At 35.5% G+C, this 17,809-nt stretch carries 9 protein-coding genes; 4 read left to right on the plus strand and 5 right to left on the minus strand.

What is annotated here, in order from left to right; all coding sequences use genetic code 11:
- Positions 1–403: 403 nt before the first annotated feature.
- The 3 genes from GXM17_RS00915 (at position 404) to GXM17_RS00925 (ending at position 8,463) form a co-directional block, all read left to right on the plus strand.
- Entirely contained in the window at positions 404–3,169 is a 2,766-nt protein-coding gene (locus tag GXM17_RS00915; RefSeq protein ID WP_163397411.1) for an alpha-L-rhamnosidase, read from the plus strand.
- 97 nt (positions 3,170–3,266) lie between these two features.
- Positions 3,267–5,354, plus strand: a complete 2,088-nt coding sequence (locus GXM17_RS00920; RefSeq protein ID WP_163397412.1) for a polysaccharide lyase family 8 super-sandwich domain-containing protein — start codon at positions 3,267–3,269, stop codon at positions 5,352–5,354.
- Between the two features lie 118 nt (positions 5,355–5,472).
- Complete coding sequence (locus GXM17_RS00925) at positions 5,473–8,463, plus strand: glycoside hydrolase family 2 protein (protein ID WP_163397413.1); 2,991 nt, start codon at positions 5,473–5,475, stop codon at positions 8,461–8,463.
- Positions 8,464–9,043: 580 nt separating this feature from the next.
- Here GXM17_RS00925 and rhaT read toward each other — a convergent pair.
- From rhaT to GXM17_RS00950, 5 genes are all read right to left on the minus strand, one after another.
- Entirely contained in the window at positions 9,044–10,090 is a 1,047-nt protein-coding gene (rhaT, locus tag GXM17_RS00930) for an L-rhamnose/proton symporter RhaT (protein WP_163397414.1), read from the minus strand.
- Positions 10,091–10,131: 41 nt separating this feature from the next.
- A complete protein-coding gene (locus tag GXM17_RS00935; RefSeq protein ID WP_163397415.1) occupies positions 10,132–11,280 on the minus strand; it encodes an alpha-hydroxy acid oxidase in 1,149 nt (382 codons plus the stop codon).
- Positions 11,281–11,290: 10 nt separating this feature from the next.
- Positions 11,291–12,664: an FGGY-family carbohydrate kinase gene (locus tag GXM17_RS00940; protein WP_163397416.1), complete on the minus strand. Its 1,374-nt coding sequence runs from the start codon at positions 12,662–12,664 to the stop codon at positions 11,291–11,293.
- An 81-nt stretch (positions 12,665–12,745) separates the two neighbouring features.
- Positions 12,746–14,026 carry a sugar isomerase gene (locus tag GXM17_RS00945; protein WP_163397417.1) on the minus strand — a complete coding sequence of 427 codons (1,281 nt, stop codon included), beginning with the start codon at positions 14,024–14,026 and terminating at the stop codon, positions 12,746–12,748.
- Between the two features lie 108 nt (positions 14,027–14,134).
- Entirely contained in the window at positions 14,135–16,240 is a 2,106-nt protein-coding gene (locus GXM17_RS00950) for a bifunctional aldolase/short-chain dehydrogenase (RefSeq protein ID WP_163397418.1), read from the minus strand.
- A 482-nt stretch (positions 16,241–16,722) separates the two neighbouring features.
- On the opposite strand from GXM17_RS00950, the gene GXM17_RS00955 reads away from it, so the two are divergent.
- Positions 16,723–17,775 (plus strand): GntR family transcriptional regulator, encoded by a 1,053-nt coding sequence (locus GXM17_RS00955; RefSeq protein ID WP_163397419.1) that lies wholly within the window; start codon positions 16,723–16,725, stop codon positions 17,773–17,775.
- Positions 17,776–17,809: the final 34 nt, after the last annotated feature.

Raw genomic sequence — 17,809 nt, forward strand, 5'->3', positions numbered from 1 at the left:
TATTGGCTTCAAATCAATACAGGATAAAACAGGATAAAGAGTCGTTTGCTTAACTGTAAATTTAAATTTTGGTAAATTTAATTAAGTGTTAATCGATAGCGTATTATCTTTTTTTAGAAATTAAATGATTATTAATGTGCTGTAATATAAATTTTTAGCAAGTTTTATTAGATGGTTAGTGTTTTTTACACTTATTTCAGACTGAGCTTGTAGAAGTCTTGTTTAATACTGCTGATAATCCATTGACGTTGGTGGTTAGATAATGCACTACGAATTAAATATTACTTATTTAGAAATTTCTTAGTTGAAGTTCAAATATAAAAATCATGATAATCCAAACTGTTTTACTCTCCTTATAAGATGTAGTAAAATGGTTTTGGGTATAATTAATCATTCTATTAATATGAAAAAAAATGTTGGATTAGATTTTAAAAGTTTTTTGTTTCTAATCATTCTTATACCATTTTCGATAGTATCTTTTGCTAAAACAGGTGTAGGTAAATTAGTTTGTGAATACCATGTGAATCCTATTGGAATTGATGTATTAAAACCAAGATTTAGCTGGCAAATGATTGCAGATACACAAAATGCGAAGCAAGTAGCTTACGAAATCCGTGTAGCTAGTTCTGCTGAAAATTTATCAAAAAAGAAGAATTTATTTTGGACTTCTGGAAAAGTAGAAAGCGATCAATCCGTAAATGTAGAGTATCAAGGAACACCGTTGAAATCCATGCAAAGAGCCTATTGGCAAGTACGCATTTGGGATAATAAAAACAAAGTTTCAGAATGGAGCGCACCTGCTTATTGGGAAATGGGGATTTTAGAAAAAGATAACTGGAAAGCGTCGTGGATTACCATGAAAGACGAAGCCAAATCAACTACTTCCTTACCTGCTCAGTACTATCGAAAAGAGTTTTCAACTACCAAAAAAGTGAGTTCCGCAAGAGTGTATGTCACTTCTTTGGGTCTGTATCAATTGTTCTTGAACGGGAAAAAAGTGGGAGACCAACTTTTTACACCGGGTTTTACTAGTTATAAAAAACGTATTCAGTATCAAACCTATGATGTAACTTCAATGGTACAACAAAAAAACGCCATAGGAGCAATGGTAGGTGATGGTTGGTACCGTGGCTATTTGGGTTGGGATGGATTGCGTGCCTATTATGGTGACCAATTAGGTTTATTGGTACAATTAAGAATAAACTATACTGATGGAACTAGCGAAACCATTGTAACAGATGACAATTGGAAAACATCTTACGGTGCTATCTTGAAAGCCGATATTTATAATGGCGAAAAATACGATGCCCGACTAGAAATGGACGGCTGGGCTAAAGCCGACTTTAATGATGCTAAATGGAAGCCAGCTGGAATCCTGAATCATTCTAAAGATATTTTAATAGCTTCAAATGGCTTGCCAGTGAAAGCCACCCAAGAAATCAAACCCATCAAAACGATTAAAACACCTTCTGGAGAATTGGTTTTTGATTTAGGACAAAACATCGTAGGTTGGGCACGAATCAAGGTAAAAGGAAAAAAAGGTAATGTAGTGACTTTGAAATTTGCTGAGGTATTGGATAAAGAGGGAAACTTTTTTACTAAAAACCTTCGTGCTGCCGAGGCAACTGATATCTATACTTTAAAAGGCGGAGCAGAAGAAGTTTTTGAACCTCATTTTACCTTTCATGGTTTTCGTTTTATAAAAGTCGAAGGACCAATTGTGCCAACTGCAGCCCAAATTACAGGTATTGTAATTCATTCAGATATGAAGCAAACAGGGACTTTTACCTGTTCAGACCCTTTGATTAATCAACTGCAAAAAAACATACAGTGGGGACAAAGAGATAATTTCTTAGACATCCCAACAGACTGTCCGCAACGGGATGAGCGAGTAGGATGGACGGGCGATGCGCAAGTGTTTAGTATGACTGCTGGTTTCAATTTTGATGTGGCTTCGTTTTACACCAAATGGTTGAAAGATTTGGCTTTAGACCAACAACCTAATGGCGAAGTGCCGAACATTATTCCAGATATGTGGAATAACAAATTAGGAGGAGTTACGGCTTGGGGAGATGCTGCGGTAATTGTGCCTTGGACGGTTTATAAGACCTATGGCGACAAACGTATTTTAGAGCAACAATACAGCAGTATGAAAGGTTGGGTAGAATATATGGCTAAAAATGCTGGTGATGATTATTTATGGAATCAAAACCGTTGGCATTGGGGAGATTGGTTGGCTTTCCATTCGGATAAACCCGATTATGCCGGTGCAGTGACCGAAAAAGATTTGATTGCAACCGCTTATTTTAACTATTCCACTACTTTATTGAGTAAAATAGCTACCATTTTAGGGAATACTGCTGATGCAACAAAGTATGAAAAATTAGCGGATAATGTTAAAAAAGCATTTATCAAAGAATACCTAACAGCTAACGGAAGATTGGTGTCACATACGCAAACCGCTTATGCTTTGGCGCTTTCATTTGATTTGATTCCAAAAGATTTGAGACAAAAATCGGCTCAGTATTTTGCCGATGATGTGAAGAAATTTGGTCATCTTACTACTGGTTTTGTTGGGACACCTTTGTTGTGCAGTACGCTTTCGGCTATTGGTCGTGATGATTTGGCTTTTATGTTATTAAATCGCAAGCAATATCCATCCTGGTTGTATCCTGTAACACAGGGAGCGACAACGATTTGGGAGCGTTGGGATACCCAAAAACCAGATGGAACTATCATTGACGGTATGAATAGTTTTAATCATTATGCCTATGGAGCCATTGGCGAATGGTTGTACACGCATGTGGCAGGTTTGAGTATCGACCCTCAAAATCCAGGGTACAAACATACTTTCTTTCACCCTCATCCTGGTGGAGGTTTGACCAATGCAAAAGCTGAATTTATATCCTTATATGGTTTGGTACAATCCGCTTGGGAAATTAAAGGAAATGATTTTATTTATAAAGTGAGTATACCAGCCAATACGACAGGAACAGTTACTTTGCCTAAAGCAAAATTGAACCAAGTACTTTTAAATGGCAGTGCTCTTAAAGGGGAAGTGAAGAAAAACGCTAAAGAAGTTGATAATAATGTGGTTGTAGCATTGGGCTCAGGAACCTATGTTTTTAGTTACCCAGCTGGAAAAGAGTTTAATAAAGTAGTTAAGTAAGTTTTGATTTAAGTAGATAGAATAATTTGAGTTTAGTTTGAAAAAGGAATCCGTTTTAGATTCCTTTTTTACTTTTATAAAAAAAAAAAAGAAATAGATGAAAAAAATCCAGTGGCTTCTAGTATTCCTGATATTCTCAATTACAAGTTTTTCTCAATCGAAAAAAGTGTATCCACAGGAATTGCAGCAACTCCTTGAAAATATAAAAGAGAATTATTTAGAAGACGCTGTTTTCACTTCCGATATGGAACATTTACTTGCAAGCTTAGATGCAAAAGGAGCTTGGCCAGGCATTGATTATAGTAGCCAACAAAGAGGGCATTGGCCAGTTTTATTACACCTTTTGAATTTAAATCGTTTGTCTAAAGCTTATTTGAAAGAGGGTTCAAATTATTATCAAAGTCCAGAGTTGTTAGCTAAAATTCATCATGCTTTAGATTATTGGTTGGCAAATGATTTTGTGAGTCCTAACTGGTGGTATCCTCAAATTGGAATTCCGCAACAATTGGCTCCTATTTTGATTGTTATGGAAGATAAACTTTCAGACAAGCAGCTGCAAACTGGTGTAAAAATCTTGAATAAAGCCAAGATTGGTATGGGAGGACAAAACAAAGTCTGGTTGGCAGGTAATGTTTTGTATAAATCTTTGTTAGTTCGAAACGTTGATAGCGTAAATATTGCATCAAAAGCAATTCAAGGTGAACTGAAAGTATCAACAGGTTTAGGAATTCAGCCCGATAATAGTTTTCATGAGCATGGCGCCATGTTGCAACAAGGGAATTATGGTTTATCGTATTTAGGTGATATGATTCAGTGGATTGCTGTTTTGCGCCAGACGCCTTTTGCTTTTGATGAAGAAAAAGTAGCCATTATTCGGGAATTTGCTCTTGATGGAACCCAGTGGTTTTTATGGAAAAAAAACTTTGATATTGGAGGTAGCGGTAGGCAATTGTTCCAAGGCGAATTGGCTAAAAAGCAAAATGCCATTTTGAAAAAATTTAAACAATTAGAAAAATTAGATCCTGAGTTTGCATCCGCTTATAATAAAGCACAAGATTATAAAAGTTTGTCGGGGAATAAACATTTTTGGAATTCGGATTTTCATATTTCTCGAACTCCCAATTATTTGTTTACGCTCAAAATGTCTTCAAGCCGTGTGAATGGTTATGAAACAGTGAATTTTGAAAACATGTTAGGCTATCATTTGGGAAGCGGAATGACTTTATTGTACCAATCAGACAATGAATACTTGGATATTTTTCCTTTTTGGGATTGGAAAAAACTACCAGGGACAACGATTATTCAGGATGATGCTCCTATTCCTGTATCCAATGCTTGGGGTTATAAAATTGAAGGTGATTTTGTTGGCGGCGTTAAGGATGGAACTAATGGACTTGCGGTTTTGCAATACAATCGTGGCGGTTTAAAGGCCAACAAAGCATGGTTTATGTTTGACAACCAAATTGTGTGTTTAGGAAATGGTATAATAGCTGATACGCCTTTTAATGTGACTACAGGAATCAATCAAGTATATCGCAATGGAGCAATTATAATAAAAAACAAAAGCAACATACAAAAAGCCACAGGTAAACAGGATTTTACCAATCCTAGCTGGATTTTGCACGATAAAGTAGGTTATCTTTTTCCTTCGGGTGGTAATGTCAGTTTGGTTGCTGATACTGTTTCTGGTTCTTGGCACAATGTGGCGCAACGTTACAAAGACGAAACTGTAAAAGCGGATATCTTTAATGTATATCTCAATCATGGAACCAAACCAAAAGATGCAGACTACCAATATATTTTGGTTCCTAATGCGACGCAGCAACAATTAATTCAATTAGAAAAAAAGCCTTTATTCGAAATTAAGAATGCGAAAAGCCAACAAATCGTTAGTCGTAAAGATGGAAGTCTAGCAGGTATTGTTTTTTATGAAGCAGGTAAGGTGGATTTGTTTGGCGGAATTTCAGTGAGCGAGCCTTGTTTGTTATTGATTGAAAAACAAAATAGCGGATTGAAAGTAACGGTCAGTGACCCAACGCATAAGTTGACAACTATTCGTGTGTCTTTCGATAAAAAATACAAAAACGAGCAATTGGTAATTGAAAATAATCAGTCTGTTCTCAATCTAAAGTTACCAGATGGTAACGAAGCAGGTAAGTGTGTGTCTTTTATGTTGCAATTTTAATTTCAGTAAAAAAGTACTTTAAAGAAAGGATTACAGCACAACACAGGACAGGCTGATTTTTTCTCTTTTGTATTTTTAGCGTTTAATAATAGCCATAGTTTTTTAAAAGAAATTAATAATGAATATAAAAAGTTTAACTAGTTTAAGACACCTATTTTTATGGACGATTTCCGCTTTTATTTTGATAAGCCTTTCGGCGAATAGTCAAAATTTTAAAGAGGCTTCCAAAGGAAACCGTACAAAGTATAATTTTAATCCCGATTGGAAGTTTATTAAAGAAAATCCCAAAAATGCGCAAGAGCTAAACTTTGATGATTCGTCATGGAGTACCGTGAGTTGTCCCCATACTTTTAATGATGTGGATACTTTTGATGATTTGAGTTTGGGAGGTCATCATGGAGAGAAAAACCAATGGAGAGGAACGGTTTGGTATCGCAAGCATTTTAAATTACCTGTTGCCGATAAAGGGAAAAAAGTCTTTATCGAATTTGAAGGTGTACGCCAAATTGCAGATGTTTATATCAACGGAACTTACATTGGTACGAACCGAACCGGTTTTATCGCATTTGGATATGATATTAGCCAATATATTAAATATGGAGGTGCGGATAATGTGATTGCTGTTAAAGTGAATAATGACCGTAAAAGCGATAATTTTAGAGACAACGATCCTTTAGTTTGGAACCATGAACACTGGCATCCAACACATGGCGGAATTTATCGCAATGTTTTTCTGCACACCACTGATTTGGCTCATGTGACCCTGCCTTTGTACGACAACATGAAAACGGTAGGAACTTATGTGTATGCTGAAAATATAAGTGAAAAAAGTGCAGATGTTACCGTTACAGCCGAAGTAAAAAACGAATATAATTCTAGAAAAGAAATTATTTGTGAAACTAAAATTATTGATGCTAACGGCAAAGTAGTGAGTACTTCAGCCTCATCCAGAAACCTTAAAGCAGGTGAAAAGTTTGTTTTTTCCTCTACAGCCAAAGTGCTGAATCCTCAGCTTTGGTACACACGTAAGCCGTATATGTACAAGGTCTTGACGGTTTTGAAAGAAGGTAAAAAAGTAATAGATAAGTACGAAACTCCATTGGGAATCAGAAGTTTTGAATTCAATAAAGATTCGGGTTTTCATAACAATGGCGAATATGCTAAACTACACGGATGGGGTCAAAAACCAACCAATACTTGGGCGGGTTTAGGAGCTGCTTTGCCAGATTGGTTACGTGATTTTACCTATAAATTAATGGACGAAGCGGGTGGTAATTTCATTCGTTGGGGACATTGTGCTGCCTCTCAATCAGAGGTAGATATGGGAGATAAATATGGTTTTGTAACCTTGATGCCAGGAGTTTCAGGAGAATCACAAGACGAAGGTGAAACTTGGGATATTCGTATTGCCGCTTTTAGAGATATGGTGGTTAAGTTCCGTAATAATCCTTCTATTTTTATTTGGGAAGGCGGTAACTGGGCCGAAACCGAAAAACATTACCAAGAAATTCTAGACATTGTTAATACGTATGACCCTAAAGGCAAAAGGTTGATAGGGAACAGACGTTCTGATTTAAAAATAGAATCCGAAAAATACTTGACTATCGAAGTAGGTACCGAAGGTTGGCAAAGAGAATTTGCTAGTTTACCCATTATCGAAAGTGAATACATGCGTGATGAAGCGCCTAGACGTATTTGGGATAAAGAGTCGCCAGACGATAATTTTTGGAACAATCCTAATTTATATAAAAACACCTACCAAATAGGTTCAGAGGAATTTGCGGTGCGTCAAGCAGACCATTGGTGGAATAAAATGGGAAAAAAAGTGTATCATTCTGGTGGTGCCAATTGGGTTTTTTCTGATGGGCCACACGGAGGGCGAAATCCTACTGAGGTAACCAGAGCTAGTGGAGAAGTGGATGGTGTTCGTTTGCCTAAAGAAGCATTTTATGCCTTAAAAGCCATGTGGAGACCAGAACCTCAAGTGCACCTAATTGGGCATTGGAATTATACCCAAGGAACAAAGAAAGATATGTATGTGATTTCCAATTGTGCTGCTGTTAAAATGTACATCAATGGTAAATTGATTGGAACGGATGATACAGCTGAAAATGGGTATGTGTACCAATTTCCAGCTGTGGCTTGGGAAGCGGGTGAAATTAAAGTTGAGGGTTATGTAGATAATAAAGTATTGGTAACACAAACGAAAAAGACAGTTGGTGAGCCAGTAGCCATCAAGTTAACTCCGATTACCGGTCCAGAAGGATGGAAAGCAGATGGTTCAGATATTACTTTGGTGGATTTTGAAGTGGTTGACAAAGACGGAAACCGTTGTCCGCTAGATGCTGCCCGTGTTGATTTTACCATTTCAGGTCCTGCCATCTGGCGTGGTGGATACAATAGTGGCAAAGCCAATAGTACCAACAACCTGTATTTAGATACAGAATGTGGGATCAATCGTGTAGCGGTTCGTTCCTTATTAAAAGCTGGTAAAGTAACTATTACTGCAACAAGAAAAGGCTTAAAACCAGCAACAATTGTTTTGAAGTCTCTGCCTGTGGATATAAAAAATGGTTTGACATTAGAGATGCCTCAGGTATATAAAAATGTTCCAAAAGAAGAGCCTATGCCCGTGCACACGCCAGCAATGCCAGTCTATGATCCAGCCGAAAACAATACAAGTAAGTTGTTTACTAAGTTTAGTTACACAGGGGATGCAAAAGCAATGTTGCGAACCACAATGGATTGGGGTAAAAAGGCCTATACCGACTTAGAATACAATTACACCGTAATCCCAAGTTATTTAAGAGGAGCAGAATATGTTAGAACCCCTGATTCAGACAAAAGATATTGGGCTCGTGATCAATTGCAATTTGTCGCTGGGGTGGATATGGAAATTTATGTAGGGCATGATGACCGCGTGTCAAGACCTGAATTCCTGAAAAAAGAATACGTAGATACAGGTGACGATATTGATTTAGCTGGTGTAAAAATGTCCTTATTTAAACGTACTGCCAAAGCGGGAGAAAGCATTATTATGGCTGGAAATACTGAAGGTGATGCACCAAAAGATTGCCGTATGTATGTGGTGATTGGAAAGAAAAAGTAAAATATAGGTACATTATAATCGTTTCCTAATTATTTAAAAAAAACTGCTAGGCTGTGTATTCTAGCAGTTTTTTTGTGTTTATATACTGCTTATAATTTTTGGATGCTATGTTTTAGGTTAACTTGGATTAAGTATTGGCGCAAGGATAACACGAATAAAACGGAATTCTTTAATTATTTTTTTGCATTAAATCTTTGAAATCTGCATAATCAGCGGGAAAAATAACAAAATCCAAATGCGGATTCATTGATTGAGAATGAGATATATAAATGCATTTGAATTTTTTGTCACATTGTACGTGCTCGAGATACTATTGGGGTTCTCAATATTTACTATCATTTGCTGAACAGCACTACTCGTACAGAAAGGGTATGTTTTTTTAAGTATAAAACTTCTCGTTATACCATACAGATAAAGGCTTTCAAAGATTTTTACAACCATTTTTCAGTATTATACCTGTATTATAAAAACAAAAAAGCAATCACCGTTAATAATATTAACAGCAACTGCTTTTTTTCGAAAACAAATTAATTTATTTTGATTTCAATAAATCGATTCTATGATTTACTGAAAGATATTTTTAGATCGAATTTCCGATACCTACCAAAACAATAGAAAGCAGAATTAAAGCAATTCCGTATAAAAAGGTACGGAACGTTTTAGGAGACACACCCTTCCATTCTTTTAAGATTAATCCCCAAATATTTGCTGTTAAGATAATGGTTGCCATATGTGCAATCCATGAACTAGCTCCGTTTCCTAATTTACTTTCTCCCATTCCATAGAAAAAGAATTGCAAATACCACATGGTTCCCGCGAGAGCAGATAACAACACATTTCTAAGAATTGGGGTATTTTCATTAGTATAATCGCCGAATGTTCCGTTCTTGAAATTTAGATACAAACACCAAATAAAATTAGTTGTCAATCCACCCCAAAGTAAGACAACATACGTTACATTGTTTTGAAATAATGGATTGAACCCTTGTTCTACTGCTACGTCTGCCATTGGTTTTCCCGCCTCTATTCCGAAATTGAAAAATGAACTTAAAATACCTGAGATGATAGCAATTATTAAACCTTTTACTAAATCAAATTCTTGTTTGTCTAATTCTCCTCCTGCTAAATCTTTTTCTTTCATCATTCCAGCCTTCCCAGAGAAAGCAATACCTAAAAGACAAACAAAAACGCCCAGTAAAACTAATTGTCCCCCTGGACTAGCAAGCATATCCGAAAAAGTAACTTTGCCCTCAGTAGGATTAAAATTGTAATAAATAGGAGGTACCAATGCACCAAAAGCCGAACAGAACCCTAATACAATAGAGTTACCTAACGACATTCCTAAGTAGCGAACGCCCAACCCATAGGTCAACCCCCCAATTCCCCAGATTACTCCCATAGAATAGGTAAAAGCTTTTACAGAAAAAACAGTTTCCGAGATGATTTCCATAAAATTAGGAACCGTTAAGTAAGCTGCCAATGGAGGAACAATCAACCAAGAGAATAATCCGCCTACAATCCAGTAACTTTCCCAAGCCCATCCTTTTACTCTTTTGAAAGGCATGTAAAAACTTCCGGATGAAATTCCCCCGATGGTATGATAAAGAAGACCTAATAATGCTTGCATATTTTTGTTTTTTTAGGGTTAAATTATAGTATTTGGAGTAATTATTTGATTAAATGGTTTGAGAAATCTTCAACAGTTGCACAATTTAATTGCTCCATTACTTGTTGTAATTCTGTTTTTAATAATGTCATTGTGTGATCGCCTCCTTTTTTACCAAGGGCAGCTACTCCGTACATAAATGAGCGTCCCATAAAGGTAAACTTCGCGCCACACGCCATTGCTCGTGCTACATCTGGTCCAGAGCGTACCCCACTGTCCATCATGATTTCGATTTGGTCGCCGTATTTGGCTACCAATCTTTTTAATGAGTTTATTGCTGATTCTCCAGCGTCTAATTGACGACCACCGTGGTTGGAAACTATAATTCCATCAATTCCTAAACGAATCGCTTCTTCGATATCTTCTTCAGATGCGACACCTTTAAGTACTAACTTTCCTTTCCACATGTCTCTGATAGGCTTTATTTTAGCCTCGTTCAAACGTCCAGAAAAAGTATCGTTCATGAATTTCCCCAATTGTTTTAAATCCAAACCTTTAGGCATATAGGGTAGTAAGTTTGCGAAACCAGGTTGACCGTGAATTAAAGTTTGCATCGCCCATTCTGGTTTGCCCATTACCTGTAAAATATTAGCAACCGACATTTTAGGAGGCATTGCTAAACCGTTACGAACATCTCTGGGTCTGAATCCAAAAGTAGGTACATCACAAAGGATCACCAGAACTGGACATTCGGCTGCAGCGGCTCTTTTGATTAAATCATCTCTTAGTTCATCCTTAGCAGGATGGTACAATTGGAACCATGATTTTCCTTGGGTAATCTCACTAACGCGTTCGATATTACTGGTAGTTACCGTACTTAAGATAAATGGAACATTGTGATCAAAGGCAGCTTTTGCTAAAATTTCAGTAGCATTAGGCCACATTAATCCTTGTAGTCCAACAGGAGCTACACCAAAAGGCGCATCGTATTCAATGCCAAATAACTTGGTTTTCATACTAGAACCTTGATGGTCTCTAAGGTAATTTGGTTTTAGTTGTACTTCTCTTAATTCCGAAGTATTTCTATGTAAATTAACATCTTCGTTACAACCTCCGTCAAGATACTCAAAAGCAAATCTTGGTATCTTTTTTTGCGCTTGTTTTCTTAAGTCGTCTATGGAAGGGTATCTCGAGTCTAATTGTGATGCCATAATAGCTTTTTTAGTTGATTATAAAAGGAACGTGTTTTTTAAGTGAATAATTTTCTTTCAAAAACTTAGAGTTCAATTTGGTGTCTGAAATGGAAATGGCAGCTCCAAGAGCCGAACCTAAAGAAGAATTGGTAGAGCGAAGCACCATATCTCTAAGATAATGGGATAGTAACTTGATAAATACATCATTGTCGCTAAAGCCTCCATCTACAAAAAGTTTGGTGATTTTAAGACCTCCTGCTGCTCTTTTAATGCTTTGTACTTGTAAAAGAACCAATTCAATCATTAATTGATGGTAGGCCTCTGTGAAATTATCATAAATAATTTCGGTTTTTGCAGGCATATTAGCATCTTCAATAGCGTTCCATCTAAAATAATATTTAAAATCCTTTTTAATACGGTGGTATATTTCAGAATCAAAAACCACTTTTTTATGGTAATCATGTGCTAAACCAAAATGATCCGCTAAGGCATGTACTTGATGAGTGTATTCATTACCTAATAACAATCGAGCTGATTTTACGGGTTTACCATTAATTCGCATATAATTGATACAATCGTCTTGAATGTCCTTTTCTGTTAATGTTTTATCTGAAAAAGGATTCATAGAAACACTCCAAGTTCCTGTAGAAACCAAAATAAAAGGTTCTTTGGAACTACGCACATATGGTAATAGAGCAGATGAACTATCGTGAATTCCCACCCCAATTTTGATTCTTTTTCCGTTATAGTTCATATTGATACTCGTCTCGGTAGAAACAATGGGAGGGAGGATTTTGTGAATTTCTTCTTCGTACACCCAACTGTGATAATCTTTCTTTTCATAATCCCAAAGCGCCGTATGACAACCTATACTGGTATATTCGCTCAACGGGATTCCAGTAAAGATATAACTCATATATTGTGGCAAGTGCAAAGAGTATTTGATTCTTTTGAACACTTCAGGCTTGGAGTGTTTTAACCAATATAATTGCATGCCTGAGTTTAACATACCCGAATTAGTAGAACCCGTTTGGGCTGAAAATTCTAATTCAGGCCCGTATTTTTCATAGAAAGAGGCAATTAACGCCTCGTCCATGGGTTTAGTATAATTGTAAAGAGGAGTTACTAATTCGCCATTTTCGTCCAAATGAACAAAACTAGCGCCATAGGTAGAAAAATTGATGGCTTTAACATCATATTCTTGTGCCTCTAAAATTCTATGAAATAATTCTTTAAGCCAATTATGTAAAGCGACGATGTCTTCGGTAGGATAACCATCTTCGTCTTTAATTTCCTCAAATTTAATGTACTCACGATACACTTCTTTGAAGTCTTTATCAAAGAGAAAGAATTTTTTATTGGTTTTTCCAATATCAAAAACGGCGGTTACTTTTTGTTTCATATTTATTAAATAAATTCCAAAAATTAAATTCCAAATTTCAATAAATGAAAAAGGAATGGTCTTATAAAAAAAGCTTTAAAATTAAAGACCTGTTGCTACTGAATTACGGCCTCTTTCTTTGATTAATTCATTTCTTACATCTAATGAACGGAAAGCTTGGATTGGACTAATAACGCCACCTCTGTTCAATCTTGCTTTTTCCAGCAAAGGTCTCACGTCTGTTCTATAGGCTCCTTGCAAAATTTCTTGGCATTTTACTACATCGTGCTCTTGTTGTGCTGCTTCTAAAGCTGCTTGATCTACCAATAAGGCTTTTGCAAAAGCTTCTTGAATTGCTTCTAATGATTGGATTAAATCTTCCAAAGGATCTTTTACGTTATGACTCGCATCAATCATCCAAGCTAAGTCTGGATTTTGAGGGTTGTTAGCCATTCCGTATACCAATTCTTTAAAAATTAAGAATAAAGCATAAGGTTTGATACTTCCAGCGGTTAAATCGTCATCACCGTATTTACTATCGTTGAAGTGGAAACCACCTAATTTTCCTTTTAACATTAAAATCGAAACAATTTGCTCAATATTGCTGTTTGGTAAATGATGTCCTAAGTCTACTAACGATAAGGCTTTTTCACCACATTCGTTAGCCAACATAAAGGATGTTCCCCAATCTTGAATTACAGTAGAGTAGAAGTTAGGCTCGTATGGTTTGTACTCAATTAACATTTTCCAGTCTTCAGGCAATCCTTTGTAGATGTCTTTTAAACTGTCTTGGGTGTTTTGTAAAGCTGCTTGAAAGTTATTTTGTCCTGGAAAACAAGAACCATCAGCCAACCACACTGTTAAAGCTTTTGACCCTAGTTTGTTACCAATGTTGATTACATCAATATTATGTTGGATGGCTTGTTGTCTTATTTCTTTTTCAATATTACTTAGCGAACCGTATTTGTAGCTGTATTTAGAATCTTTTTGGTCTTGGAATGTATTCGAATTGACGGCATCGAACTTAATATCTAATGATTGAGCTATATCCTTAATAGCATTGTAATCTTGCGGTACATCCCATGGAATGTGTAAAGATACCGCACCAGCAGTTTGAGTAAGGGAGTGGATTAATCCAATATCTTCAATTTTTTGTTCCAAAGTAGAAGGCTCTCCGTAGAAAGAAAAACGTCCAAAACGTGTTCCTCCAGCACCTAATGCCCAACTTGGAATAGCAATTTGAAAGTCAGCCAATTTAGAAAGGATAGCCTCTACATTGTGACCGTTTTTAGTTAATTTATTGGCTAAGAAATCAAAATTTTCTTTATGTGAATCAAGACCACTTTTGTTAGCATCTTGAATTTGTTCAGTAGTTATTTTCATGGTTGTATTTTATATAAAGTGAAAATTCTAAGGTCGAAAGTTATAAAGCAAAACTAGACAAGCTAGAATACTTTATGACTTTCGACTTTAAACTTTAAGACTAATTTCTTATCTTACAAAAGCATTTGCCATTCCACCATCAACATTGATGATGTTTCCGGTAGATTTGTCTAATAAACCTACTAATGCAAATACTCCAGTTGCAATATCATCTGGAGTGATGATTTCGTTTAATAAATTTCTTTTAGCGTAGAATGCTGGTAATTCTTCCACGGTAATTCCGTTCGCTTTAGCCCTTCCTTCAGCCCAAGCACCTTCCCAGATTTTACTACCTACAATAACACCATCAGGGTTGACCGTATTTACTCTTACTTTGTCTTTTGCTAGTTCAGCTGCTAATAAACGTACCATGTGTTGTTGCGCTGCTTTTGCAGTTCCGTAAGCTACATTGTTTGGACCAGCGACTAAACCATTTTTACTAGCAATAGCAATATAATCACCACCCAAACCTTGTTTGCGAACGATTTCGGTAAATTGTTTCGCTAAATCAAATTGTCCTTTTACAAGGATACTTTGTAGAATATTCCAGTCTTTATCTGTCGTTTCTTCGATAGATTTAGAGATTGCTAAACCTGCACTGTGAACAATAATGTCTACACCTCCAAATTCAATAACCGCTTTTTTATATGCCGATGCAATAGATTCAATATTCGTTACGTCACAAACAGCATAGGTTGAAACGTCTCTTTTGTAAGTAGCATTTGCTTCAATAAGTGCTTGTTCATTGATGTCAGTAAGGACTACATTAGCACCATTTGCTGCTAATTTATCAGCAATCGCTTTACCAATTCCTCCACCTGCACCAGTAACTAAGGCTACTTTACGAGACAAAGCCGCTTCTTTTGGCATACGAGATAATTTGGCTTCTTCTAGCAACCAATATTCGATATCAAAAGCCTCTTGTCTTGGTAATGAAGTGTAGGCTGTAATTGCTTCAGCACCACGCATTACGTTGATCGCGTTGATGTAAAATTCACTTGCTACACGTGTGGTTTGTTTGTCTTTTGAGAAACTAAACATACCTACACCAGGATAAATGATAATCACTGGGTTTGGATCACGCATCGCTGGGCTATTGCTTTTTTTGCAAGTATCGTAATAGTTTTTATATTCTTGTCTGTAAGCTTCAAAAGCAGGCTCTAATTTTTTAAGAATAGCGTCCGAGTCAGATAAATCTTCATTTGGATCTAAAGTCAATACCAAAGGTTGGATTTTAGTTCTCAAGAAGTGGTCAGGACAAGAAGTCCCCATTGGAGCCAAACGCTCTAAATCATTACTATTGATGTATTCCATCACGACATCGCTATCAGAGAAGTGACCAATCATTCTTTTTTCAGATGAACAAAGTCCTCTTAATAAAGGCATGATTTGCGCTGCTTTTTCAAGACGCGCTTCTTTTGGTAAACTTTGTACTTTTTGTCCACCAAAAACACTTCCTTTTTCAGCAATTTTTTTCTCAATATATTCAGAAGCCATTTCGATAACTTCTAAACTGTTCATGTAACACTCATAAGAAGTGTCTCCCCAAGTAAACAAACCGTGAGAACCTAAAACTATACCTCTAATTCCTGGATTGTCAGCTAAACATTTTTCTAATTGAAGACCTAAGTCAAAACCAGGACGTTGCCATGGCACCCATCCCATAGTGTCACCCCAAATTTCTTTAGTAACTTTTTCGCTATCAGCAGCAGCTGCAACCGCAATTAAAGCATCAGGGTGTAAGTGGTCAATATGTGCAAATGGTAATAATCCGTGCAAAGGTGTATCGATAGAAGGTGCTTTACTATCTAAGTCATAAATACAGTGGTCAAAAAGGCCTACCATACGGTCTTCATCCTCTAATCCGCCATATACTTTTTTTAAGTCACGTAATCTTTCAGTATACAAACCTGCAATACCTGCTCTGGTTAAAGTTCCAATATCACCACCTGAACCTTTTACCCACATTACTTCTACTTCCGCATTGGTCAAAGGGTCTTTTTCGATAGTTTTACAACTCGTGTTTCCACCACCATAGTTTGTAATTCTTAGGTCGGCACCTAAAATATTTGAGCGATATAAAAATAAAGCTACTTGATCATCTCCTAAAGCATTTGCTTTTTCGTTATCCCATAAGTAATTCACATGGTTGAATTTTTTAACTGCTGTATCCATAAATTGTTTTATTGTGTTTTCAGCAAATTTATAGTATGCATCAAGTTCATCTATCCTGTTTTGTACTGTAGTATAAGCAGTTTTTTTAGTAATGATTTTCTATTTCTATAAAAATATATTGGTTTTAGTAAAAAGCTATTGTTCAAAAAAATTTTAAAAATAATTTTTCAAAGGGAAATTAATAAAATGGCAATACTTTAAAAATTACAGTATCTATATTTTATTTTTCAATTTATTTTAAAAATCATAAAAAATAATCATAATTTTTTCAGAACCAAAAATCACTTAATGTTTAGTTAATTTTTTATCGATCGTTTTTACTGTCAAATTCTATTTGTAAGAAAAAAACTTAAAAAACACTCATTTTCATGAATGAACGCTTAAATATGGGATTTTTGAATACTCTAATTGGTACTTTTTGATTCTTATAACCCTTTAAATTGCACTTAAGTTTTCTAAATATTAATTCATACTTGATGCTTATGGAATTATTACACCACTTAGATGTTGATAAAAAATCTAGAATACCAATGTATCAACAAATCGTTGATTCAATCACCAATAATATTTCTGTTGGTAAAATTGAATTAAATTATAAATTACCATCTATCAATACTATTAGTGAAGATTTTAATTTATCGAGAGACACGGTAGAGAAAGCATATAATATACTAAAAGAACGTAATATTATTGTTTCTATACCACGCAGAGGAAATTATGTTGCAAAGGTGGAAACAAATCACAAGCTGAATATTCTTTTTTTGGTAAGCAAAACGAGTTCTTACAAAATGAGTATTTATAACGCCTTTTTAAATAGAGTAGGAGTAACATCAAAAATAGACTTGGCTATTTACCATTGTGATGAATTTGTTTTTGTGAACACCTTAAAAAATGCAAAGTTAGTTTACGATTACTATGTGGTGATGCCGCATTTTAAAAACGACAAATTGCAACATGCTAGTTTTACCGACTCCACATTAGAAATAATACAAAGTATTCCTAAAAATAAATTAATGATTTTAGATAATGTAATGCCTCCTTTGTTAGAAGATAAAGATGTAACAGCAGTATATCAGGAATATGATAACGATATTTATGAAGCTTTAAAACAAGCCATGTATAAAATTAATAAATACAATAAAATTGCTTTGGTTTATCCAGAAAAGTCAATATATCCGTATCCACGAAGAATTTTACATGGTTTTAGGAAATTTTGTTTAGAATTTGAAAAAGATTTTGAAATACTAAACGAAATATGCGAAGATATGGAGTTTAAAGAAAAAGATTTATTTATTACCATCGAAGAAGGTGATTTGGTTAATCTAATTAGTCAGATACGTAAAAAGGGATTGCAAATGGGAGAGGATATAGGTGTTATTTCTTACAATGATACTCCATTAAAAGAATTATTGGGTATCGCTACAATGACTACCGATTTTAAAATAATGGGAGAAACTGCCGCCGATATGATTTTAAACAACGAAAAAGGGAGGTTTAAAGTTCCATTTAAATTTATAGACAGAATGTCAATTTAAATTAGTTGGTAGTGCAAAAACAAGAACTAAATTT

The sequence above is a fragment of the Flavobacterium fluviatile genome (assembly GCF_010645065.1).
Classification (GTDB): domain Bacteria; phylum Bacteroidota; class Bacteroidia; order Flavobacteriales; family Flavobacteriaceae; genus Flavobacterium; species Flavobacterium fluviatile.

What these genes read in the sequence shown, in the direction of transcription:
- GXM17_RS00915 (WP_163397411.1), top strand. Translation starts at nt 404, where the DNA reads ATGAAAAAAAATGTTGGATTAGATTTTAAAAGTTTTTTGTTTCTAATC.
- GXM17_RS00920 (WP_163397412.1), top strand. Translation starts at nt 3,267, where the DNA reads ATGAAAAAAATCCAGTGGCTTCTAGTATTCCTGATATTCTCAATTACA.
- GXM17_RS00925 (WP_163397413.1), top strand. Translation starts at nt 5,473, where the DNA reads ATGAATATAAAAAGTTTAACTAGTTTAAGACACCTATTTTTATGGACG.
- rhaT (WP_163397414.1), bottom strand. Translation starts at nt 10,090, where the DNA reads ATGCAAGCATTATTAGGTCTTCTTTATCATACCATCGGGGGAATTTCA.
- GXM17_RS00935 (WP_163397415.1), bottom strand. Translation starts at nt 11,280, where the DNA reads ATGGCATCACAATTAGACTCGAGATACCCTTCCATAGACGACTTAAGA.
- GXM17_RS00940 (WP_163397416.1), bottom strand. Translation starts at nt 12,664, where the DNA reads ATGAAACAAAAAGTAACCGCCGTTTTTGATATTGGAAAAACCAATAAA.
- GXM17_RS00945 (WP_163397417.1), bottom strand. Translation starts at nt 14,026, where the DNA reads ATGAAAATAACTACTGAACAAATTCAAGATGCTAACAAAAGTGGTCTT.
- GXM17_RS00950 (WP_163397418.1), bottom strand. Translation starts at nt 16,240, where the DNA reads ATGGATACAGCAGTTAAAAAATTCAACCATGTGAATTACTTATGGGAT.
- GXM17_RS00955 (WP_163397419.1), top strand. Translation starts at nt 16,723, where the DNA reads ATGGAATTATTACACCACTTAGATGTTGATAAAAAATCTAGAATACCA.